Source organism: Sphingomonas sp. CFBP8993, assembly GCF_034044895.1.
Classification (GTDB): Bacteria; Pseudomonadota; Alphaproteobacteria; order Sphingomonadales; family Sphingomonadaceae; genus Sphingomonas.
This window is the reverse complement of the sequence record NZ_JAXCWU010000001.1, coordinates 82641-101632: the sequence shown is the minus strand read 5'-3', so window position 1 is coordinate 101632 and position 18992 is coordinate 82641. Positions and strand designations below refer to the sequence as shown.

Annotated in this window: 21 protein-coding genes and 1 tRNA gene; 5 read left to right on the top strand and 17 right to left on the bottom strand. The window is 65.1% G+C overall.

The genetic code is table 11. The features are described 5' to 3' along the window. Positions 1–26 precede the first annotated feature (26 nt). Positions 27–1853: a hypothetical protein gene (locus SOM26_RS00465; RefSeq protein ID WP_320450769.1), complete on the top strand. Its 1827-nt coding sequence runs from the start codon at positions 27–29 to the stop codon at positions 1851–1853. A 36-nt stretch (positions 1854–1889) separates the two neighbouring features. Here SOM26_RS00465 and SOM26_RS00460 read toward each other — a convergent pair whose 3' ends face one another. From SOM26_RS00460 to SOM26_RS00435, 6 genes are all read right to left on the bottom strand, one after another. Then, positions 1890–2441 (bottom strand): DUF4238 domain-containing protein, encoded by a 552-nt coding sequence (locus SOM26_RS00460; protein ID WP_320450768.1) that lies wholly within the window; start codon positions 2439–2441, stop codon positions 1890–1892. A 6-nt stretch (positions 2442–2447) separates the two neighbouring features. Further along, positions 2448–2594: a hypothetical protein gene (locus SOM26_RS00455; protein WP_320450767.1), complete on the bottom strand. Its 147-nt coding sequence runs from the start codon at positions 2592–2594 to the stop codon at positions 2448–2450. Further along, positions 2591–3628, bottom strand: coding sequence for a DUF4238 domain-containing protein (locus SOM26_RS00450; RefSeq protein WP_320450766.1), 1038 nt, complete (start codon positions 3626–3628; stop codon positions 2591–2593). Before SOM26_RS00450 ends, SOM26_RS00455 begins: the two co-directional genes overlap by 4 nt. Before the next feature lie 1056 nt (positions 3629–4684). Next, complete coding sequence (locus SOM26_RS00445) at positions 4685–5575, bottom strand: ComEC/Rec2 family competence protein (RefSeq protein WP_320450765.1); 891 nt, start codon at positions 5573–5575, stop codon at positions 4685–4687. Further along, a complete protein-coding gene (locus SOM26_RS00440) occupies positions 5572–5844 on the bottom strand; it encodes a hypothetical protein (protein ID WP_320450764.1) in 273 nt (90 codons plus the stop codon). Before SOM26_RS00440 ends, SOM26_RS00445 begins: the two co-directional genes overlap by 4 nt. 126 nt (positions 5845–5970) lie before the next feature. Further along, a complete protein-coding gene (locus SOM26_RS00435) occupies positions 5971–6285 on the bottom strand; it encodes a hypothetical protein (protein ID WP_320450763.1) in 315 nt (104 codons plus the stop codon). Between the two features lie 401 nt (positions 6286–6686). Between SOM26_RS00435 and SOM26_RS00430 the strand changes: the two genes are divergently transcribed. Next, entirely contained in the window at positions 6687–6974 is a 288-nt protein-coding gene (locus SOM26_RS00430; protein WP_320450762.1) for a helix-turn-helix domain-containing protein, read from the top strand. A 236-nt stretch (positions 6975–7210) separates the two neighbouring features. On the opposite strand, the gene SOM26_RS00425 is transcribed toward SOM26_RS00430, so the two are convergent. The 3 genes from SOM26_RS00425 to SOM26_RS00415 form a co-directional block, all read right to left on the bottom strand. Next, positions 7211–9079, bottom strand: coding sequence for a site-specific integrase (locus SOM26_RS00425; protein ID WP_320450761.1), 1869 nt, complete (start codon positions 9077–9079; stop codon positions 7211–7213). 112 nt (positions 9080–9191) lie between these two features. Beyond that, positions 9192–9266: transfer RNA gene (locus SOM26_RS00420), tRNA-Gln, on the bottom strand. A 63-nt stretch (positions 9267–9329) separates the two neighbouring features. Beyond that, positions 9330–10427 carry a branched-chain amino acid aminotransferase gene (locus SOM26_RS00415; RefSeq protein WP_320450760.1) on the bottom strand — a complete coding sequence of 366 codons (1098 nt, stop codon included), beginning with the start codon at positions 10425–10427 and terminating at the stop codon, positions 9330–9332. A 57-nt stretch (positions 10428–10484) separates the two neighbouring features. Between SOM26_RS00415 and SOM26_RS00410 the strand changes: the two genes are divergently transcribed. Next, positions 10485–10982, top strand: a complete 498-nt coding sequence (locus SOM26_RS00410) for a MarR family transcriptional regulator (RefSeq protein ID WP_320450759.1) — start codon at positions 10485–10487, stop codon at positions 10980–10982. Between the two features lie 239 nt (positions 10983–11221). Here SOM26_RS00410 and proC read toward each other — a convergent pair whose 3' ends face one another. The 5 genes from proC to SOM26_RS00385 form a co-directional block, all read right to left on the bottom strand. Further along, the gene (gene proC, locus SOM26_RS00405; RefSeq protein ID WP_320450758.1) at positions 11222–12031 is read right to left on the bottom strand and encodes a pyrroline-5-carboxylate reductase; all 810 of its coding nucleotides are present in this window, start codon (positions 12029–12031) and stop codon (positions 11222–11224) included. A 1-nt stretch (position 12032) separates the two neighbouring features. Continuing rightward, entirely contained in the window at positions 12033–12536 is a 504-nt protein-coding gene (locus SOM26_RS00400; protein ID WP_320450757.1) for a type III secretion system chaperone family protein, read from the bottom strand. Between the two features lie 138 nt (positions 12537–12674). Then, positions 12675–12944, bottom strand: a complete 270-nt coding sequence (locus tag SOM26_RS00395; RefSeq protein WP_320450756.1) for an accessory factor UbiK family protein — start codon at positions 12942–12944, stop codon at positions 12675–12677. Between the two features lie 21 nt (positions 12945–12965). Next, positions 12966–13535: a TspO/MBR family protein gene (locus SOM26_RS00390; RefSeq protein WP_320450755.1), complete on the bottom strand. Its 570-nt coding sequence runs from the start codon at positions 13533–13535 to the stop codon at positions 12966–12968. 72 nt (positions 13536–13607) lie between these two features. Then, positions 13608–14342 carry a TlyA family RNA methyltransferase gene (locus SOM26_RS00385; RefSeq protein WP_320450754.1) on the bottom strand — a complete coding sequence of 245 codons (735 nt, stop codon included), beginning with the start codon at positions 14340–14342 and terminating at the stop codon, positions 13608–13610. Positions 14343–14480: 138 nt separating this feature from the next. On the opposite strand from SOM26_RS00385, the gene SOM26_RS00380 reads away from it, so the two are divergent. Next, positions 14481–15161 (top strand): RBBP9/YdeN family alpha/beta hydrolase, encoded by a 681-nt coding sequence (locus tag SOM26_RS00380; RefSeq protein WP_320450753.1) that lies wholly within the window; start codon positions 14481–14483, stop codon positions 15159–15161. A 322-nt stretch (positions 15162–15483) separates the two neighbouring features. Here SOM26_RS00380 and SOM26_RS00375 read toward each other — a convergent pair whose 3' ends face one another. Together SOM26_RS00375 and dxs are read right to left on the bottom strand one after the other, a co-directional pair. Continuing rightward, the gene (locus tag SOM26_RS00375) at positions 15484–15657 is read right to left on the bottom strand and encodes a hypothetical protein (protein WP_320450752.1); all 174 of its coding nucleotides are present in this window, start codon (positions 15655–15657) and stop codon (positions 15484–15486) included. Beyond that, on the bottom strand, positions 15654–17579 hold the full coding sequence (gene dxs, locus SOM26_RS00370; protein WP_320450751.1) for a 1-deoxy-D-xylulose-5-phosphate synthase: 1926 nt from the start codon (positions 17577–17579) through the stop codon (positions 15654–15656). The genes SOM26_RS00375 and dxs overlap by 4 nt, the downstream gene beginning before the upstream one ends. A 94-nt stretch (positions 17580–17673) precedes the next feature. Between dxs and SOM26_RS00365 the strand changes: the two genes are divergently transcribed. Next, positions 17674–18204: a GNAT family N-acetyltransferase gene (locus tag SOM26_RS00365; protein WP_320450750.1), complete on the top strand. Its 531-nt coding sequence runs from the start codon at positions 17674–17676 to the stop codon at positions 18202–18204. On the opposite strand, the gene SOM26_RS00360 is transcribed toward SOM26_RS00365, so the two are convergent. Next, positions 18201–18920: a hypothetical protein gene (locus tag SOM26_RS00360; RefSeq protein ID WP_320450749.1), complete on the bottom strand. Its 720-nt coding sequence runs from the start codon at positions 18918–18920 to the stop codon at positions 18201–18203. The two genes, SOM26_RS00365 and SOM26_RS00360, sit on opposite strands and share 4 nt — an antisense overlap. Between the last annotated feature and the right edge of the window lie 72 nt (positions 18921–18992).

The window sequence follows — 18992 nt, the reverse complement described above, 5'->3', positions numbered from 1 at the left end:
CGATCAACCGGGCCGTGGTCAGCGACATGCTCGAGCGGCCCAGCAGTATCGCGACGCTCGGCATTCCGTTGCTCGGCAGTGCCACCGTGCTGATCGAGCCGGATACAGTCGAGGCAATGGCCGCGCGTGCCGCCGCGCTGTCCCATCCCAAAGAGCCGATCGGGGACGCCGACACCAAGGATTGGGTCGTTTCGCAATATCTTTTGGTCACCGCCTTCGCCCATCTCGACGGCGACGCCCAGGTCCAGGTGCTCATCGATCTGCCCGAACACGGACCGCCGCTGGTCCAGCTCGACAGCGTGTTTCATCCGGCGAGCGCCGATATGGTCGATCGGCTGGTCGACCACGGGACTGCCTCGAGCGAGGAGCATCGGCTGCTGATGGCGCTGGCGTTCGTGGGCGGGTCGGACTCACCGATCAGCCCGGAGACACTCGCGAAAATCCGGTTGTTGACCGATCATCCCAAAGCGTCAGTGCGCGGTCTCGCGCTCCAGATATCGGCGGAGCATCTCGACGACGCACAGCTCACCGCCTTCGTGGCGAGCGGCTGGAGTGCCGCGACCTATCACCCGCGCGAGCATTTTTACGAACGCTGGCATGGCTCGTCGATGATGATCGCCGCGGCGAAGCGGGGCCTGTTGAGCGGAGCCGAAGCCGTCGCGCGTATCAGCACCGATCGCTATGGCGCGGCAGCGGAAAAGCTTGGTGCGGCCGCAGTCGGTACGCCGCTCGCCAGCCTGATCGGTCAGGCCACCGCGCGCGTGCTCGAAGCGGTGATGCCGTTCCGGCCACCGCGCGTTTCGTTGAGTGACACTGCCGATGCTGACGCCGTCCCCCGCTTCTCGCTCGAGGATGACGACGCCGATTTGCCGGATGACCAGCGCTTCGCCCGGATCGACGAAAGCGACGAGGCGTTCGCCGCGCGCCAGAAGGCCGGGTGGGATCGATTCCAGGCGTTCGAGGCTACGCTCACCAAAAGCGGTGCCGAGCTGATCCTGCGCGATATCGGCTCGAATGCGATGCGCGCGATCGCCGAAACCGACCTCGCCGCGCTTCAGGCCATTGCCAGGCAATTGCTCGATGTCCCGACCAGCCGGTTGCCGCGCATCGCTAATCTCGCCTCTCGCATCGCGCGGGCGCTGTCCACCGCAGACCCGGATCTCGCCGTCGCGCTGTTCCGCCGTTGCGCTGGCCACGAGGCCTTTGTCCGCATCACGCGTTCGGCGGGTTCGATCCCGCTGATGACTTGGGATATCTGGCACAGCGAGGATTCCGGCGCGATGGAGGCGTTGCGTCGCGACCGGCTCGCGCGCTGTTCGAATGACCACGCGCTGGCAAGTGAAGTGCTTGCCGCCTGCCATGCCGGACGGCAATCCTGGCTGGAGAATTATGCGACGCGCGAGATCGCGACCGGCCATCCCGTCGCCATCGCTCGGGCGCTGACGATCCTTGGCTTCGCCGATGAGAGCGAGACCGCCGGCGCGACGATCGCGCGGTTCGACAATCATCGCGGAATGGTCGGGCGGGCCGCCAAGGCAGCGCGGTTCGCCTATGATCGCAACCGCTGGTCACGCATCTGGTATCAGCACCTCGCCGAAACCGGCGACCGCGTCGACTTCTGGCGCTATGGCACCTTGCTCGCCAAGATCGCCGATGCCCGCATGGTGTTGTGGACCGGAGACTATGTGGAAGGCCCGCTGCTCGACCGGTTCGGCTATTCGCCCAACCGGCCGATCGAACGCCGCATCGAAGCGTGGAAGAAAAAGCGCGACGGCAAATTGTTCGGCCAGGACCAGCCACGCGATGTCTATCTCGAACCCGCGCCCGACGGCTTCGATCTGAGCGAGGAATGATGTGCGGTGCTGCGAAATGGTCGGAGCTGGGCGTCGCTATTTGGCGAAGCTTTCAATGGATGAATAGAGATACTGCCAGGCGTTCTTGATCGTCATGCGATTGATGCCGGCGATCTCGTCCGCGTCCGGCGTGCGAGTCACCGCTCCGAAATTCCGGTGCGCGGGGTCGTTCGACAGAAACAGGCAATGGCGGCTCGACAGCGGCAGCAGCATCGTCGGCTTGTTGGCGAAGTCGATCAACGGATTGCTGGAGGTCAGGAATCGTCGGTCGCTGCCCGGCGGGATCACGTTGAGCGCATAATAGAGCGGAACATAGCTCTCCCAATTGTCGAGTGCGGTCTTCAGCCGGACCATAAGCCAATAATCCTCGCTCCAGTGGCCGACCTTGTCGGGATGGACCGTCTCCAGCTCGCGCCGCAATCGCGGCTGGTTATGGTGCATGAACGAAATCGCCATGGCGAGCTTGCGGATATCGGCCGGGAACTGACCCTCGAGAATTTCCGTGATGACCTTCGACGCCATACCATCGATCACCGCGGTCTGCTTCTCCGCCCAGTCCGGCGCATAGCCGGGCGCTGGATTGCGCAAGCTGTTTCAGCGCTTCTTGAACCCGAAGCGCTCATTATTGCCCTTGGTGATCTTCCCCGTCTCGCTGTCGAGCCGCCACAGCGCGCCGGCCTCGGTCTCGAACCGCTTGAGATAATAGCGCGGCGTATAATGGTGCCGCTTCGAGACCGTCATGGCATCGCCTCCGGTTCATCGGCAGGGGCTTCCGGCGACGCCGACTTCCGGTCGCGCTCACGTGGTCCGTTCCACTTCGGCTTGTCGGGACGCGGCCCGAAAATGAACTGACCGAACGCATAATAGCCGCCTTCGGGCGCCGGCACGCGGTCGAGCTGTGCCACCGGCGACAGCGCAGCGGTGCCCGCGATCAGCGACGCTTCTCGCGTATCGGACGCGAAGATCGTGTGGTATCCAAAGCGGCAGATCAGCCGATTGATCCTGGCGATCGCCTTGCGGTTGGTGATCGTGCGGTGGCCGATGTCCGGCCGGCGCGGACGGCTGCGACCACGCAGGACCATCCGGGTCGTCACCGGAAACAGCAGCTCGATCCGGCCGGCGTCCTGCGCAATATTATAGGGGCGCATCGCCGGCGTCGGGACCCGCGGGTCATAATAGATCACCGGATTGTCGCTGGTGAGGAACGCGTGATCGGACGCGTTGTGCAGCACATCGAAGCTGAGCGTGGCGAACAGCTTGCCCATGTCGTTGAGCGCGTGCGCCATCATCTCGAGCGATTTTTGCGGGTCGATGGTGACCTGGATTTTCTCCATCAGGTCCGGGAAGCCCTCGGGAAGCGGCGGCAGCTTCCCGGCGGCGTGCATGAGCAGCGCCTGTGTGTGCACCGAGTGGCCGAGGTACAGCTCGGCGGGATCGCGGAACGCCGGCACCCGCACGCGCATGAGGCCGAGGAAGGCGATGATATGAGGCGCGGCTTCAAACATCGCCTCGCGGTTGGCGAGGGCTGTGACGATTGTCGGCCACTTCGTCTCGATCTCGCTGAAGATCGCCTCGAGTCGATCGTCGTCGCGCATACCCTCATCGTCGAACTGCGAATAATAATAACGCTCGAACCCGGTCGACTCCGGGCGCTGCCGGAAGGGCCGAGCAGGATCGTCCTTGCGGAAGACCTGCAGCTGCCCTGCGGCATCACAGAAATTCTTCAGGTAGGTGACCGGGACGTAGTGGTGACGTTTCGGCATCAGGTGGAACATAACAAAAACATTGCCGCGTTGCCAGGCTGATCTTGGCCGCACCAATCATTTCGGGTGAAATTGAGTGACTTAGTGGCTGCGGATAACGCGAGCGTGCCCATCTATAACGGGGCGGCACGCTGGGCGATCCGGCTCGATGCAGGCGACCTCATTTCAGGCTAACTATAACGCGTGGCTGGCGGCCAATCCGCCGCACGACATCGTGCTGTTGCGCGCGCAGGTTGGCTTGGCTTGATCGCGGCTGGGCCTTGCGCGGTGCGGTTGAGACAGAAGTCGCGGAGGCGGACATGCCAGAGTCCGAAGATCGGGCACCGCGGATCATTGGCTGCGACTAGACGGGTGCGATTGGAAAGCCTCCACGACGATAGGCACTGATAACAAGCTCGGCATCGGCGGCAATGGTCAGAAAACAGTTGGGTGAACTTCGTTTAGCTGCCTACAAGTAACATCACCATACCTCGCGTTGAGGTCGCGGTGGAGTCTTCATTCTTACGTTGTCGATCAGAAGCCGCCAGTTGGCTTGCGGCTCAATTTCAGTCGGCCCACGAGAACAGGGGTGCGATCGCTGAATGTCGGCATTTGATAAGACCCGGCGTTCGCCGCGTCGCCGGTGAACGGCCGAAAAGTCCCAAGGGCCGTCGAATTCTGAACTGTCGGCGACCGACCAGACTGCAAAATTCGGCGGCGTTGCTGCGAGCGGCGGCTCTTGCCGAAACTCGCCATCCATGTCTCGCAAAACAGCCGGTCGGCTCTGCGCCCTAACAGCCGTCGTTCAGGCCCGCCCGGGGCGATCCCAAAAGCTGTCCTTCGTTCAGCCGCACGGTACCCAGCGCGTCGTAACCGAGAGGCTCGATATCCACTTTGGTGCAGCTGATCCTGCGGGGCAAACCGCCCCAGTGCGTCAAGCTCCCCGAAGACGATCTTGGGTTTGCCACTGATAACACCTGCGCTTTCTACAAACCTCCTCGCCGATCGCGCGTCGATGAGCACGCTGCGCGGCCAACGCGCCCGATGGACTGCTTCTAGGCCCGAGACGGTCGCCGCTCGCGACGCGGCTCAACGGAAGAGGATATCGTGGTATGCAGCCTTAGTCGTCCGCAATGCTGGCGTGGCAACCTCCCGCCGTGTTGTAAGCGTGTCGTATCGGTCCAGGTGCGGATGGCCGTAGCTGTTCCCCGCGCCGTAGGAGAAGACGACGTCGCAAGGTCCGCCGGGCGTCACTGGCCAGTCCCGCAACAGGGACCGTGTGCCGTTCCTCAGAGGGTATTTCGAACCGTGATGGTAGGCGACAAGCCCGGTGAGCGTTGTTCCGGAGGTGCGAAGGGCGTCGAAGAGCGGGACCTCGTCGAACGGCGCATCGCCGGGAAGAAGAATGACCTGACCAGCCCCGTCCGACCGACGCAGGAGTGCGACCGCCACGCCTGTCCGGTTGCAGTTCTCGTGGACGGACGGTGATGGTGAGGACTTTGCGATCTTCTGCCAGAGAATGGCGTCACCGTTCTGTGCGCGGTATTCAAAGACCCTCCCAACCAGCGGCTCGGGGATGCACCGCACCTTCGCGAGGTCGGCCGCGAACCGCACCGCGCGCGGAGACGTCACCTGCCGGGGCACCAGCCAGTCCACGGCTTTTGCGGCCTCGCCTTTCGGGCCGGTCGACCAATGGTCCTCGTCCCAGTGGGTCACCATGACGAGCGCGTCGGTAGACACGGGTAACATCCGATCAACTTCCACTCGGCTTTTGCCCTCGAAGGGGTTGTCCTGCCTGCCGCCATAGTCGAGTTGCAGGATGGTCTCGCCGGCCTCGTTAAGGATCGCTATCGCATCACCCTGGCCAACATCGTAGATTCGGGCGCCGATGATCGCCCGCGCCCTAGCAACGGCCAGCGGTGCCTTGATGTGGGCGACATCGGCGCCGCCGATGCGCGCGCGCTCGAGCTTCCCGCTCACCGGCTGATTGTCACATGTTGCTGCTCGCGGCGCTGCGTGGCGGGGCGAACGGTATTGGTCGCCCGGACTCGTTCAAGCTCCGACTGGGTAAGCTGCTCTTCCTGCTCCTCGGACGTGACGGTCGCGACGCCGGTCGAATCGGGGCCGTCATCGTCGTCATCCGGAGGCGGCGCGCCCGTGGGGCCCTCAGGCCCCTCGTCGAGATTAGCGTCCGGAACGTGCGCCAGCGAGAAGATGTCGCGCAGCGGTTCTTCCTCGTGCTGTGACAAGGCTCTGAGGCCAAGGAGTCGACCAGATTCGAACTCGGGCTCCGGCGGACGCCCGACGTCGGGCTCTCCGATAAACACCGGTTCCCGGGCATCGAGGACGTCGCCGGCTGAAAGGTCGAGCTGGAACTAGTGATGGAGGCGCATGGTCCGTTTGCGCCGGCTTCGCGCCGCGGGATCGTCACCCGACCAGAACAGGTCAATGACCGGCACGGGGAAGCGCTTGAAGGCGTCCCGGAGCGCGGCACGGCGCTGCCTGCGCTGGTCGGCCGAGCGGATACCGTTAGGTGACAGGCCAACGATCTCCTTCATCTCGTCGAACAAGGACGCGCGGATGCCGCTGAAGCGGGCCCGCACGAACTTGCCTGCGAGAAGAGTCGGACGCGGTCGCAGCACGCCCAGCCCGGGCGCCTCGACCGCGGTGTCCGGGTACATCGTCGCCATCTCCTCGAGATAGGCAAGGTAGGTGAGAATTCTTGGTGATCCGAGGTCAGGCATAACGGACCTTATACCAATGACAGGTAGCCGTGCGCCAGCGACGCTATGCGGCGCGCTCCATGCCACCGAGGATCATGGTGCACAGCGCGTCGAACTCGTCGGGCTCGTGATCATCCATATGTTGGGACATAGCTGATCGCTTCTCACGATCGACGGCCAGGTCGGTGACCTGTTCTATCGGCAGAAGGGCGTCGTGTTACGCACGCCGTCGCTGGCCGAACGGGCGACCGATGTACCGCTGCTCGCCAGATTGTTCCTGCGGCGGGCGGCCGAAGGTCGGGCCAACTTCTTGCCGGACGCGCTGAATTGGTTGGCCGGGCCGGGGAAGGCCCGGCAACGTCCGCAAATTGCGCGCCGCCGTCGAATGCGCCCCAGCGCTGGCGATCCTGGGCGCGGCGGGCACCATCGTCACGTCCGCCGACCTCGCCTTCGCGGTCGGCGACGCTCCGTTACCGGTAGGGAGCGTCGCCACCATCGCCCCCCAAAGTCTTGAAGAGGAAATCGCCGCTCTGGAACGCCGCCGCATCGTCGAGGCGCTTCAGCGGACCGGGCACAACCACACCCATACGACGCGCGGACTGGGTCTGTCGCGCGTCGGCCTGCTCAAGAAGATGGACCGGATGGGGCTGCGCTGATCTCCGTGCTGTAACCGCGCCGGTCAGCCTCGCGTCCTCCGGCTCGCCGACTGACGCGTCGGGCGCGCACAGCGCAGATGCTTAGGAAGAAGATTAATGGTTTCAGGCGACGGCAGATGGCCGGTGACGATGGGCAGGCGGTCCACGACATCCGCCAGGATCTCCAGCCGCGTCGCTCCCGCATAGCGAACGGCATTTTCGCCGCCGATCTGCTGCCCGAGGAGGTCGGCCCGCGTCTATTCGAAGGTCTGCAAAGCCTTCAGCTCGGTGCTGACCATGTGTCGACCGCTATGCACCGCCTGGCCCGGCTTGATGAGCAACAGCAACGGCTTGATCTTCAGCCAGATGGTGTTGAAGAACACATCGCCCAACGGTCGGCCGCCCTTGCCGGGCACGATTTCCGGAAAGAGATATTCTTCGCCCGCCGCCCGCATCGCGGCAACGTAGTCCAGCAGGCCGAGCCGGCGAAGTTCCGCGCAGATGGGAACCTTTCGAGTGCTCTTGGCCGTTTTGACCCGTCCGGCGCGGGTGTTGCGGATATCGAAATACGGGACGCCATCTTCCTCGCCGATGTCCTCGACGAGCAGCTTGCATGCTTCCTCACGCCGCATACCCGAGTACCAGACAATCGGCATGATCCAATAAGCCGCATCATGCCAAATCCGGCCGTCACTTCCCTTCGTGAACCGGCCGTCCAGCGTTGGGCTGCCGGTCCAGATTCCGAGTGCGAACAGCTCTTGCCCCTGCTGGATGGTGTAGGGATCACGCTCCGTCCGTTCGTCGCGCTCCTCTTCCACGAGAATGTAGTCGGAGAAATCGAGCACCCGCATTTTTGTCTTGCTGGCAAGCCATGTGGACAGCTTTTTCAGGTTGGCGAAGTGCCTGTTGATCGTACCGACATCCAATCCGATCGTGAAATTAATGGCTTCTGCGCGCTTCTCCGCCTCCTCCACCCGGTCGGCAGCCTCAAGGCAGATGTCTTCGATGTTCATCGGCTCGTGCCGCACGGATTTGTGATGCGTGGAAGGCATGCGGTTGAGCTGGTCGTAGAACCGGTTGAGATCCTCCTGCCTCGTTCGCGCCAAGGGCTTGCCGCCATTCGACTTGCCGAACAAGAAGGCCGCCGCCTTAAACTGACGCCGCTGACTGTCGGCCCAAGTCTTGGCCTGCGACTTAGGCTTGTTAGCGGCCGCTTGAGTTGTGGTGGCACGCCCTCGGGCTTTTGGCTTGAGGCTCATATACGCCTCAACTACCTCCAACGGGCTCATGCGCGCGTAACGCTGCCTTTCCGCTTTCTCGTCCTCCTCATCCCATTGCTCGGGATCGGCCGCGACATTCGCCGCCGTCTGCGCGAACATGGGGGCTGGCGTCGGAGCTACGATTTGTGCAGGCGAAGGAGCCGCCGCGCCGAGGGGTCGCATAATGGTCGCCGCGACGGCCATTCGATTGGCCATGTCCTGCAACGCCGGATCGGCGTACGACGCCGCGGCCGCCGCTCGCGCCTGACACATGATCTGACGGGCGGCCTCACTCCGGTCGCCGGAGTCGTCGATACCCACGCGGCGCAATAAGTCTCGCGCTTCCTTCAGCAGATGCTCGGGCAATTCGGGGGTTCGGCCGAGCATCGCATAGAGATGCCCGCGTGCGTCGTCGTCCAAGTCGGCAAAGCGGCTGTCGAAGCCGCCAACATAATCGATACCAAGAAAATCAGTGAAGCCATTGTCGGCAAAATCGCGGTTCACCGCGCCATAGGTGGCCCGCATCTGCGCGAAGCGTTCCGCGACATGGCCTTCGCCGTCCTGCTGGATCGACTGGTGCTGATAGGCCAGCATATTCCGGTAGCGGATCATCTCCTCCTGAAATATGGCACTGGCCTGGTCGGCGGTAAGGCCGTCTCGCTCAATCTTCTCGTACAGGCTCATCCGCACCGTCTCGCTCCGCCCGGTCATGGCGACCGCGCGTCGACGCGCGACCGGCTGGTCCTTCGTTAGAAGGCTGACCATCGTTACTACGGTTATAGGTTTTGCGCTCGCTGGCGCCAAACGCAGTCTTCGCCGCCACCAATAGACCGCACTGCGGCGGGTGACGTTCTCGATCGCTGGCATCAGGGACTGGCTCCATCGACTGGCGTCAGTTGACCCCACTGCGATGGTTGAATCCCGGCCAAGCCTCGGAAAACCAAAGTTTCCCGTCCGCTTAGCTGGGGCAATCAGTGATTGGCTGGGGCGGCAGGATTCGAACCTGCGTATGACGGTACCAAAAACCGTTGCCTTACCGCTTGGCGACGCCCCAGTGGAGAGGCGCGCCTTATACCCGGCGCGCTGCTCTTGAAAAGCCCTTATTCCTTCGAAAAGATCAACCCAGGCGACGCATCCAGCCGTGCGGGTCGGGGGCCTGGCCGCGCTGGATGGCGACCAGTTGTTCGCGCAGGCTGGTGGTCAGTTGGCCGGGACCGCCGCTGCCGATGGTGAAGCGGCCCGCCGGCTCGGCGACGCTGCCGATCGGGGTGACGACGGCGGCCGTGCCGCAGGCGAACGCCTCGACCAGGCGGCCGCTGGCGGCGTCGGCGCGCCACTGGTCGATGGCATAGGGCTCCTCGCGCACGGTCAGGCCTTGCGCGCGGGCGATGGTCAGGATCGAATCGCGGGTGATGCCGGGCAGGATCGTGCCGGTCAGCGGCGGCGTCACAAGGCTGCCGTCATCGAACACGAAGAACACGTTCATGCCGCCCAGCTCCTCGACCCAGCGGCGCTCGACCGCGTCGAGGAAGACCACCTGGTCGCACCCGTTGGCGATGGCTTCCTTCTGCGCCAGCAGGCTGGCGGCATAGTTGCCGCCGCACTTGGCCGCCCCGGTGCCGCCGGGGGCCGCGCGGGTATAGCCCTGGCTGACCCAGATCGACACCGCAGGCGCGCCGCCCTTGAAATAGGCGCCGACCGACGAGGCGATGACCATGTAGAGATACTCGGCGGAAGGCTTCACACCCAGGAACACCTCGCTGGCGAACATGAAGGGGCGCAGGTACAGCGCGCCGCCATCCTGTTCGGGAATCCAGTTCCGCTCGATTTCGACCAGCCGCTCGACCGATTCCAGGAACAGGTTCTCGGGCAGCTCGGGCATCGCCATGCGCCGCGCCGAATCCTGGAAACGGCGGGCATTCGCCTCGGGGCGGAACAGTGCCGTACCGCCATCGGCCAGCCGGTAAGCCTTCATCCCCTCGAAGATTTCCTGCGCATAATGCAGGACCGACGCGGCCGGATCGAGCTGCAGCGGTGCGCGTGCGGTAATCTGCGCATCGTGCCAGCCCTGCTCGTCGCTATAGCGGATCAGGGCCATATGATCAGTGAAGACGCGCCCGAAACCGGGGTCGACCAGACGCGCGGACCGCTCGCTCGCCTCGACCGGGGTCTGGCTGGGATCGAACCGAAACGTAAGGGACTGATGCGCTTCCATGATCATCTCTCTGTTTTGGGTTGCCGTGGCCTAGGGCGTGTGAGTAGACGGGTCAACATGGCTGCCTCGAACCAGTCCGCATCGGCACAATTTCTCCGCGAGCCCGAACTTCGCAGAGGAATGGAGTTGCTGTATTTCGGCAATAGTCACCTTGTACGCTCAATCGATCGCGGCCTCGCCGCGCAGGGGTTGGGCCGTGCCCATCATCGTGCGCTCTATTTCATGGCCCGCAAGCCCGACATGACGGTCAGCGAGCTGCTCTCGCTTCTGGCGATCACCAAGCAATCCCTCGGCCGGGTGCTCAACGAACTGGCGATGCGCGATCTGGTCGAGACGCGGCCGGGCGATCGCGATCGGCGCCAGCGGCTGTTGCGGCTCACCCCGACGGGTGCCGCGATGGAGGCCGAGCTGTTCGACGCGCTGCGCGAAAAGCTGTCAAAGGCCTATGCGAGGGCAGGTCAACAGGCGGTGACCGGCTTCTGGACCGTGCTGGAAGGGTTCATTCCCGAAAACGAGCGGGCGCGGATTGAGGATTTGCGGTCGAACGACGGCTGAGGTTTTTCGCGCGGAGCCGCGAGGTCGCGAAGCGAAGAATGAGGTTCGCGCAGAGGCGCGGAGGACGCAGAGACGATATGGCCTGCGCAGCCTCATTCGGCTGCGCCGGGCGATCGATTGATATCGGACATGATGCCGATCATGGACTTGCCGAACTTCGCCCACTGTCCCTTTGGGCTTGATGCCTGCCGTGCAAGGGGACCAACTGCGCAGAGCCGCAATTCCGTCCTCTTGTCCGATCAGCGCCGGGCCGCTTGCGCCATTTCTCGATTACGCCGCTCGGAGGCGGCAACCGTGTCGGCCATGAGCCGCTTGAGCGCATCTCCGGCGTCAAGCACGTTCAGCCCTTCGCGGGTCGAGCCGCCCGGGCTGGCCACGCGGTCCGCCAGGACGGCAGGCGGTGCGTCGGCTCCGATCGCCATGGCCCCTGCCCCGTCGACCGTTGCAAGTGCGAGTTGCTGGGCCAGCGCGGAGTCCAACCCCAAAGCTATACCCGCCTGGGCGAGGGCATCGATAAAGCGGAATACGAAGGCCGGGCCGCATCCCGCCAGTGCGGTGACCGCATCGAACCGTGCTTCATCCTCGACCCAGGGTGCTAGGCCCAGCGGCCGGGCAAGCGCATCGGCGGCCGCCCGAACGGCGGGATCGGCCGAACGGGTGTAGAGTGCGGTGACCCCCTGCCCGATCGCGACCGGCAGGTTGGGCATCATCCGCACCACCGCCCCCGCCGGAATCCGGTCGGCCAGCACCTGTTCCTCGACACCCGCCAGGATCGACAGGAGCAGCGCGGGGTTCAGATGCGCCAGCGTCGGCGCAATGTCGTCGAGCTGTTGCGGCTTGAACCCAAGCATCAGGACAGCCGGCGTCTCGTCGACCGGCAGCGCGGTCAGCGAGCGGACTCCCTCCGGCGCGCGCGTCCCGCTGCGCGTGATGACGGTGACCTGCGCGGGGTCGAGCCCTTCGGCCAACCAGCGACGCAGCATCGCGCCCGCCATGTTGCCGCACCCGACGAGCCAGATCGGCCCCTCGGGGAAACGCGTATCGTTCATGCTAGGCCTCGCCCTGCGTCTCGATCAATGCGGCGGCCAGTGCCTCGCGGGGGGTCTTGCCGCCCCACAGGACGAACTGGAACACGGGGTAGAAACGCTCGCATTCCTCGATCGCCGACTCGACCAGCAACTCGGTCGCGGAGAGCGAGATGGTGCCTTCCTCGCCGCCATCGACCATCGCGGCGTGGCGGTACAGCAGGATGCCGCTGTTGGACCACAGCTCGAAATGGCCGATCCACAGCTGTTCGTTCACCAGCGCCAGCGCCTCATAGATGCTGGAGCGGCGATCGTCGGTGACCTTGATGTCGGGAAAGGCCAGGAATTGCAGGACGCTGTCGTCGTCGCGCCACAGCGCGCGCAACTCGTAGCTGGCCCAGCTGCCCTTGACGGTCGCGACGATTTCCTCGTCGTGACGCTCATGCTCCCATCCATGCGCGGCGAAATACGCCTCCAGCATATCGATGGGGGCCGAGTCATCGGCTTCATGATCGGTCGATTCAAGCATAACCGGCCTTTGCGAACAAACCCAGACCGATGCAGGTTGCACCGCTCCGGGTTCCGCCGCAAGCAGCAGCAGGCCGATTTCTGTGGATAGCTGCCCCCGTCACCGACGCAGGCAGCCCTCCCGACACAGGATCAGTGATCAGGATTCGGACCCGACCGTCGACGCGCCCAGACGCCCTTCCAGCGCGTCCAGGCGGGCCTTCAGCGCATCGGCCTCATCGCGCGCGGCGACGGCCATCGCCTTGGCGACTTCGAATTCCTCACGGCTGACGAAATCGAGCCCGCCGATCCATTCGCGCGCGCGGGTGCGGGCGCTCGACTCCGCCTCGCGGCCCATGCCCGCCACGGTGCCCGCCAGGCCGTTCATCACCTTGGCGAAATCGTCGAACAGCTTGTTGTCGGCCTGCATATCAAATTCCCGAAAATCGTTTCACAGCATTTGGGAGGTCTGCGCGCCCGGCACAAGCCTTTCCGCATCCGGATTGAGCTGGTCGATCCGCCAGTTGAGCACACCCGCAAAGGACAGCCAGACCAGATAGGGCACCATCAACCAGGCCGCGCCCTTGCGGATGCGCGAAAAGGCGATGGTGGTCACGATCGACAGGATCAGGATCGCGACGATGACGAACAGCGCCGCACTCACCCGATGCGCACCGAAGAACAGCGGCGTCCATGCCAGATTGAGCGCGAACTGGACCACGAACAGGCCGATCGCAACGCCCCGCCCGCGAGCGCCCCGCGCATGAACGATCATCGCCAGCGCCAGCCCGATGAGGATGTAGAGCGTCGTCCAGACGACGGGGAAGATCCAGCCCGGGGGGTTCAGCTCGGGCTTGGTGAGGGCGACATACCAGCTATTCTCGCTGCCCGCCGGCACCACCCGTCCGGACGCGAAGCCCAGCAGCAGGATCAGCGGCACGATGACGATCGCCCAGCGCAGGAAAGACATGCGCAACTGCCCCTTCGACGCGATCGTACCCACTCGTCTCTCTTTCGCCATGATGCCCGCCGGTCTGCCCGAGTGACGGGTTGCCGTAAACGGACAAGGTGAACGTTATCCTACTCGTCCCGTTCAATTTCGGGATGCGGCCACCAGAAACTCGATATTGCCCTCCGGGCCGGTGATCGGGCTCGGCACGACCCCGGCGACGGTCCAGCCGCTGCCCGTCAGCCATGCGACGACCTGATCGCAGACCCGCTGATGCACCGCCGCGTCGCGGACGACCCCGCCCTTGCCGACTTCTTCACGCCCCGCCTCGAACTGCGGCTTGATCAGCGCCAGCAGACGCGCGCCCGGCCCGGCAAAGGTCAGCGGCCGCTCCAGCACCTTGGCCAGGCCGATGAAGCTGGCATCGCAGACGATGATATCGACCGGTTCGGGAATATGCGCCTCGGTCAGGATGCGCGCGCTGGTCTGTTCGTGCACGATCACGCGCGGGTCCTGGCGCAGCGACCAGGCGAGCTGATTGGTGCCGCTGTCCACCGCATAGACGCGCGCCGCGCCTTTTTGCAGCAGCACGTCGGTGAAACCGCCGGTCGAGCTGCCCACGTCGATGGCGACCGCGCCGGTCACGTCCCAACCGAAATGGTCGAGCCCATGCGCCAGCTTGATGCCGCCACGCGAGACCCAGGGATGATCGCGCCCACGCACATCGAGCGCGGCATCCTCGGCCAGTTGCTGGCCGGGCTTGGCGATCTTGGTCTCACCGGAAAAGACGAGCCCCGCCATGATCAGCGCCTGCGCGCGCGAACGGGATTCCACGAGTCCGCGGTCCACGAGCATCTGGTCGACACGCAGCTTGGCCATGCCCCGCCCCTACCCCCCGGCTCCGTCCGTCGCAAGCGGTGTTCCGCTGGACGCGATCCCTATTGCCTATCTTTTTAGTAGGAATATCTTGTGTGTGAGGATCGGGAGTCGTCCCGACCCCATTCGAGGAGATGCCATATGGGTTCGTTCGCATCCTATGAGGCCCGCAAACCCACGGTCCTCACCGTGCCCGGGCTGGGCGGCTCGGGCCGCTCGCACTGGCAAAGCCTGTGGGAAGAGGCTCGACCCGACACGATCCGTGTCGAACTCGGCATGTGGTCGACCCCGCATCGCAACGCCTGGGTCACGCGGCTGGACCAGGCGATCCGGCAGGCACAGGCGCCCGTCATCCTGGCGGCCCATTCGCTGGGCTGTCTGGCGGTGGCGTGGTGGGCCGAATTGTCGCCGCAGCCCTATGGCTGGCCGGTCGCGGGCGCGTTGCTGGTCGCGCCGGCCGATGTCGATCGGCCCGATGCGCCGGACGCGCTAAAGGGCTTTGCGCCCAGCCCGCGCACGCCGCTGCCCTTCCCCTCGATCCTGGTCGCCAGCCAGGACGATCCGTGGATCTCGATCGAACGCGCACACAGCCTGGCGGTCGACTGGGGCAGCCATTTCGTCGATGCCGGGCAGCAGGGGCATATCAATGCCGCCAGCGGTCTGGGCTGGTGGCAGGAGGGCCAGGAACTGCTCGGCCGGGTCATCGCGGCGAGCGGGATGGACCGGCCGACGCCCTCGGGGCCATTGCCGCCCAGCGAAGCGCGCGCGGTGCTGGCGGTGAATGCGACGGACGCGGCGCAGGCCCATTATCTGGGGCGGTGAGGTTTGTGGCAATGGTCGAGGCGTCCGCTTCAACTTCGCTCAGCGTGAACGGAGGTGAAGAAAGCCCACTCTCCCCGCTCTGCACGAGCGAAGTCGAAGGCCAAGGGAAAGCCTCATGAATCCGCGTTCCCCGGCGGAGGCCGGGGCCCAGTTTCGCCGAAGCTGAGAGAGGATAGTGGCGCTGAGTGGGAAGCTATCACAATGGGTGGCTATAGCTTCCCACGCCAATTCACAACGCCATCGCCAACGTGCGGAAACTGGGCCCCGGCCTTCGCCGGGGAACAGATTTTGTTAAGGGTAAGCGCATGGCCTTCGACTTCGCTCAGGCGGAACGGAGGTCTTCGGTCCGCTCCGCCTCGACAGCTTCCCGCTCCGCTTCCGCCTTCGCCGCCATCGTCGCGGCCTTCATCCGCCGCCACATCCGCACGTTCACGCCGACCATCATGACCACCGCCAGCGTCGTGAAGACGATGACGGCGGTCCAGCCGCGGATCACGCGCGCGCGCCTTCGGTGACGCTCGCGCTGTTGTGGCGCAGCGCCTTCAGCACCGTCTCGACGATGGCATCGGCGTCCAGACCGGCCTGGGCATATTGCACCTCGGGCTTGTCCTGATCCTGAAAGACATCCGGCAGGCGCATGGTGCGCAGCTTCAGCCCGCCGTCGATCAGCCCTTCGTCCGACGCCATGGTCAGGACATGCGCGCCCAGGCCACCGATCGCATTCTCCTCGATCGTCACCGCGACTTCATGCGTGGTCAACATCCGGCGGATCAGCGCCTCGTCGAGCGGCTTGGCGAAGCGGAGGTCCGCGACCGAAGTCGACAGCCCCTTGGCCTCCAGCGTGTCGGCGGCCCGCAACGCCTCGGCCAGGCGGGTGCCGAGCGACAGGATCGCGACCTTCTTGCCCTCGCGCACGACGCGGCCCTTGCCGATCTCCAGCAGCTGCGCCGTCTCGGGCAGCGTCACGCCGACACCGTTGCCGCGCGGATACCGCACTGCGATCGGGCCGGAGTCGTGGTTGACGCAAGTATGGACCATGTGGACCAGCTCCGCCTCGTCGGCGGCGGCCATCACCACCATGTTGGGCAGGCTGGCGAGATAGGTGACGTCGAACGAACCCGCATGGGTCGCGCCGTCCGCGCCGACCAGCCCGGCGCGGTCGATCGCGAAGCGGACCGGCAGGTTCTGGATCGCGACGTCATGAACCACCTGGTCATAGGCGCGCTGGAGGAAGGTCGAATAGATGGCGCAGAAGGGCCGCATGCCCTGCGCCGCCAGCCCCGCCGCGAAGGTCACCGCATGCTGCTCGGCAATGCCGACGTCGAAGAAGCGCTCGGGATGTGTCTGCGCGAAGCGGTCCAGGCCGGTGCCCGAAGGCATGGCGGCGGTGATCGCGCAGATGCGCGGATCGCTGTCGGCTTCCTTGGCCAGCGCCTCGCCGAAGACATTCTGGTAGGCGGGCGGTCCCGGCGGCGCCTTGGCCTGGGTGCCGGTGATCACGTCGAACTTCTGCACGCCGTGATACTTGTCCGCCGCCGCCTCGGCCGGGGCATAGCCCTTGCCCTTCTTGGTGACGACATGGATCAGGATCGGGCCCTGCTCGGCATCGCGGACATTCTCGAGCACCGGGATCAGATGGTCGAGATTGTGGCCGTCGATCGGGCCGACATAATAAAAGCCCAGCTCCTCGAACAGCGTGCCGCCCATGGTCATGCCGCGTGCGAACTCGTCGGTCTTCTGCGCCGCCTTCTGGATCGGACGCGGGAAGCGCTTGGCGAGCTTCTTGAGCACGTCGCGCACGCCCAGGAACTCGCGGCTCGACACCATGCGCGACAGGTACGCCGACAGGCCGCCCACCGGCGGGGCGATCGACATGTCATTGTCGTTCAGGATCACGACCAGGCGATTGCCCGCCTGTTCGGCATTGTTCATCGCCTCATAGGCCATGCCCGCCGACATCGCACCGTCGCCGATCACCGCGATGCCCTTGCCCGGCGTGCCCGCCAGCTTGTTGGCGATGGCAAAGCCGAGCGCGGCCGAGATCGAGGTCGAGCTGTGCGCCGCGCCGAACGGGTCGTATTCGCTTTCCGATCGCTTCGTGAAGCCCGACAGGCCGCCGCCCTGGCGGATGGTACGAATCCGCTCGCGCCGCCCGGTCAGGATCTTGTGCGGATAGCATTGATGGCCGACGTCCCAGATCAACCGGTCGTCGGGCGTGTTGAAGACATAATGGAGGGCGACCGTCAGTTCGACGACCCCCAGCCCCGAGCCGAGATGGCCGCCAGTGGTGCCGACCGCCGAGATCGTCTCGGTCCGCAATTCGTCGGCGAGCTGCCGCAGCTGTTCGGGGGCGAGCCGACGCAGGTCGTCGGGCGTGTGAACCGTGTCGAGCAGCGGGGTCTGAGGAATGTCTGCCATCCGACCGGCTTATCCCAGCAAATCGGTGGTGTCGATTGTAACTGTTCACGTCTTCGTCATTGACGATGGCGGAAAATTGCCCCGAAAAGATGCGATGCTTCGTTTCCGCTGGGCCGACGCCGCCGACATTCCCGCCATAGCCCTGTTGATGGACCGTGCCATTTCGGTGCTGCAGCAGGATTTCCTGTCGCCGGAAGAAATCGTCGCCAGCCGCTCCGTCATGGGACTGGATACGCAGTTGATCGCCGACGGCACGTATCTGCTGGCCGAACGGGACGGGCGATTGGCCGCCTGTGGCGGATGGAGCGCGCGGGCGACGCTCTATGGCGGTGATCATAGCCATGGCCTGCGCGATGCCGCGATGCTCGATCCGGCGATCGCCCCCGCGCGCATACGGGCGATGTATGTCGATCCCGACTTCGCCCGGCAGGGACTGGGCCGCGCCATCCTCGAGCGGTGCGAGGCGGCAGCGCGCGAGGCGGGCTTTGCCGCGGCCGAGATGATGGCAACGCTGGCGGGAGAGCCGCTCTACCGCGCCTGCGGCTATACGCCGATCGAATCGATCCGCTCAGCCCCCGTCCATGGGGTGCAGGTGCCCCTCATCCGCATGGGCAAGCCGCTTTAGCCGCCGACCTGCGCCCTCAGGCGGGGGAAGACATCCTCGATCGGCCGAGTGTCGGGCAGGATATAGACATAGCCGCCCTTCTTGCGGAACGCCGGCCGCAACTGCCGGGCGTAAAACGCCTGGGGGATATTGATGCAGCCAAAGGTGATGCGGTTGTCGTCGGGCGTCGGCGACAGCATCCGCTCGCGCCGCTTCTCCCGCGCGCCCGCATCCTTCGGGATCGGATGCAGCGCGACCGATGTCGCATAGTCGACCCACAACACCCGCTGACCCGCCACCGGCAGGCCGAACTTCGCCAGATAGCGTCCGGCGGGAGTCGTCTTCTCGGCCGGACCGAGCGAGGCCAGCGTCTTGGTGCCGACGCCGGGGCTCGCCTCGTCGCCCGGCATGATGCCGATCAGGACGGGGACCGCCGCCTGCTGGGTGCCATTGGCAGCGAACAGGAACAGCGTGGCGTTCACCTTGTCGACCACCGCCCAGGGGAGGCCGCGATTGTCCTGCGACCCCGATACCCAGTCGATCACCCGCTGCGCCACCGGTGACGGGGTCAGAACCGGATCGGCCGCCACGACCGGCGCGGGCTTCGGCTTCGGCTTTACCTTGGGCTTCGAGGCGACCTTGCGCGCAGTGGCCTTGGCCGGTTCGACGGGGCGCGCCTCGACAACCGAGGGGGCCAGCAGGGTCAGGCCCGCCAGCGACAGGAGCAGGGATTTCATCGGGGCGGGAATATCATCGAGACGGCATACTCAGGCAAAAGGCCAGCCCCTCCCCCAAACGAGGGGGAGGGA

Excerpts from the sequence above, each read along its gene's own strand:
- SOM26_RS00455 (WP_320450767.1), bottom strand. The coding sequence starts at position 2,594 with ATGACGGTCTCGAAGCGGCACCATTATACGCCGCGCTATTATCTCAAG.
- SOM26_RS00465 (WP_320450769.1), top strand. The coding sequence starts at position 27 with ATGCTCGAGCGGCCCAGCAGTATCGCGACGCTCGGCATTCCGTTGCTC.
- SOM26_RS00450 (WP_320450766.1), bottom strand. The coding sequence starts at position 3,628 with ATGTTCCACCTGATGCCGAAACGTCACCACTACGTCCCGGTCACCTAC.
- SOM26_RS00360 (WP_320450749.1), bottom strand. The coding sequence starts at position 18,920 with ATGAAATCCCTGCTCCTGTCGCTGGCGGGCCTGACCCTGCTGGCCCCC.
- SOM26_RS00435 (WP_320450763.1), bottom strand. The coding sequence starts at position 6,285 with ATGGCGACGATGTACCCGGACACCGCGGTCGAGGCGCCCGGGCTGGGC.
- SOM26_RS00390 (WP_320450755.1), bottom strand. The coding sequence starts at position 13,535 with ATGGCGAAAGAGAGACGAGTGGGTACGATCGCGTCGAAGGGGCAGTTG.
- SOM26_RS00385 (WP_320450754.1), bottom strand. The coding sequence starts at position 14,342 with ATGGCCAAGCTGCGTGTCGACCAGATGCTCGTGGACCGCGGACTCGTG.
- proC (WP_320450758.1), bottom strand. The coding sequence starts at position 12,031 with ATGAACGATACGCGTTTCCCCGAGGGGCCGATCTGGCTCGTCGGGTGC.
- SOM26_RS00365 (WP_320450750.1), top strand. The coding sequence starts at position 17,674 with ATGCTTCGTTTCCGCTGGGCCGACGCCGCCGACATTCCCGCCATAGCC.
- SOM26_RS00395 (WP_320450756.1), bottom strand. The coding sequence starts at position 12,944 with ATGCAGGCCGACAACAAGCTGTTCGACGATTTCGCCAAGGTGATGAAC.
- SOM26_RS00380 (WP_320450753.1), top strand. The coding sequence starts at position 14,481 with ATGGGTTCGTTCGCATCCTATGAGGCCCGCAAACCCACGGTCCTCACC.
- SOM26_RS00425 (WP_320450761.1), bottom strand. The coding sequence starts at position 9,079 with ATGCCAGCGATCGAGAACGTCACCCGCCGCAGTGCGGTCTATTGGTGG.
- SOM26_RS00410 (WP_320450759.1), top strand. The coding sequence starts at position 10,485 with ATGGCTGCCTCGAACCAGTCCGCATCGGCACAATTTCTCCGCGAGCCC.
- SOM26_RS00400 (WP_320450757.1), bottom strand. The coding sequence starts at position 12,536 with ATGCTTGAATCGACCGATCATGAAGCCGATGACTCGGCCCCCATCGAT.
- SOM26_RS00415 (WP_320450760.1), bottom strand. The coding sequence starts at position 10,427 with ATGGAAGCGCATCAGTCCCTTACGTTTCGGTTCGATCCCAGCCAGACC.
- dxs (WP_320450751.1), bottom strand. The coding sequence starts at position 17,579 with ATGGCAGACATTCCTCAGACCCCGCTGCTCGACACGGTTCACACGCCC.